The sequence below is a fragment of the Streptosporangium sp. NPDC048047 genome, from assembly GCF_040653115.1.
Taxonomy (GTDB): Bacteria; Actinomycetota; Actinomycetes; order Streptosporangiales; family Streptosporangiaceae; genus Streptosporangium.
Window position 1 is genome coordinate 1,446 of the sequence record NZ_JBEZNH010000123.1, and the last position, 1,948, is coordinate 3,393.

At 58.2% G+C, this 1,948-nt stretch carries 1 rRNA gene (running past one end of the window); it reads left to right on the plus strand.

The window, feature by feature from the left end:
• Positions 1-1,831, plus strand: a 23S ribosomal RNA gene (locus tag AB0D67_RS38970) (it extends 1,371 nt beyond the left edge of the window).
• The last annotated feature ends 117 nt before the right edge of the window (positions 1,832-1,948 follow it).

Below are 1,948 nucleotides of genomic sequence, written 5' to 3' on the forward strand. Positions count from 1 at the left end.
GGTGTGTGGATGGGTAGGGGAGCGTCGTGCGGCCGGCGAAGCAGCGGAGTGATCCAGTTGTGGAGGCCGTGCGAGTGAGAATGCAGGCATGAGTAGCGAATCAGAAGTGAGAAACTTCTGCGCCGGATGACCAAGGGTTCCTGGGCCAGGCTAATCCGCCCAGGGTAAGTCGGGACCTAAGGCGAGGCCGACAGGCGTAGTCGATGGACAACGGGTTGATATTCCCGTACCCGCTGTGATGCGCCCATACTGAATCCAGTGATACTAAGGGTCCTTAAGCCGGTCTGCTCTTCGGAGCGGGCGTCAGGGTGAACGCCTGGCCTGATCTGGTAGTAGGTAAGCGATGGGGTGACGCAGGAAGGTAGCCCATCCCAGGCGATGGTTGTTCCTGGGGTAAGCGTGTAGGGAGGGCCGTAGGTAAATCCGCGGTCTATGTATCCTGAGACGTGATGCCGAGCCGATTGTGGCGAAGTGGGTGATCCTATGCTGCCGAGAAAAGCCTCTAGTGAGTGTCATGGCGGCCCGTACCCGAAACCGACTCAGGTGGTCAGGTAGAGAATACCAAGGCGATCGGGTGAACTGCGGTTAAGGAACTCGGCAAATTGCCCCCGTAACTTCGGGAGAAGGGGGGCCTTCGCTGGTGATGAGTCTTGCACTCGGAGCTGGTGGGGGTCGCAGAGGCCAGGGGGAAGCGACTGTTTACTAAAAACACAGGTCCGTGCGAAGTCGTAAGACGATGTATACGGACTGACGCCTGCCCGGTGCTGGAACGTTAAGGGGACCGCTTAGCACGCTCTTTGGGTGTGCGAAGGTGAGAACTTAAGCGCCAGTAAACGGCGGTGGTAACTATAACCATCCTAAGGTAGCGAAATTCCTTGTCGGGTAAGTTCCGACCTGCACGAATGGCGTAACGACTTCCCCGCTGTCTCAACCGCAGACCCGGCGAAATTGCACTACGAGTAAAGATGCTCGTTACGCGCAGCAGGACGGAAAGACCCCGGGACCTTCACTACAGCTTGACATTGGCGTTTGGAACGGTTTGTGTAGGATAGGTGGGAGACGGTGAAGCCGCCACGCTAGTGGGGGTGGAGTCATTGGTGAAATACCACTCTGGTCGTTTTGGACGTCTAACCTGGGTCCGTGATCCGGATCAGGGACAGTGTCTGGTGGGTAGTTTAACTGGGGCGGTTGCCTCCTAAAGGGTAACGGAGGCGCCCAAAGGTTCCCTCAGCCTGGTTGGCAATCAGGTGTCGAGTGTAAGTGCACAAGGGAGCTTGACTGTGAGACCGGCGGGTCGAGCAGGAGCGAAAGCTGGGACTAGTGATCCGGCGGTGGCATGTGGAAGCGCCGTCGCTCAACGGCTAAAAGGTACCCCGGGGATAACAGGCTGATCTTCCCCAAGAGTCCATATCGACGGGATGGTTTGGCACCTCGATGTCGGCTCGTCGCATCCTGGGGCTGGAGTAGGTCCCAAGGGTTGGGCTGTTCGCCCATTAAAGCGGTACGCGAGCTGGGTTTAGAACGTCGCGAGACAGTTCGGTCCCTATCCGCTGCGCGCGCAGGAGACTTGAAAGGGGCTGTCCCTAGTACGAGAGGACCGGGACGGACGAACCTCTGGTGTGCCAGTTGTTCCGCCAGGAGCACGGCTGGTTGGCTACGTTCGGGAGGGATAACCGCTGAAAGCATCTAAGCGGGAAGCTTGCCTTGAGATGAGGTCTCCCACCCCGTGAGGGGGTAAGGCTCCCAATAGACGATTGGGTTGATAGGCCGGAGGTGGAAGCGCAGTAATGTGTGGAGCTGACCGGTACTAATAGGCCGAGGACTTGACCATAAAGCATTGGCTCTTTGATGGTCGCTGCAGCGCTCTGTTACTCTTCGCCGGGTCCGGAGCAGCGCGTGATCTTGAGGGTTGTGCTCGCGTCCACTGTGTGATTCTGAGGCAGCAGGC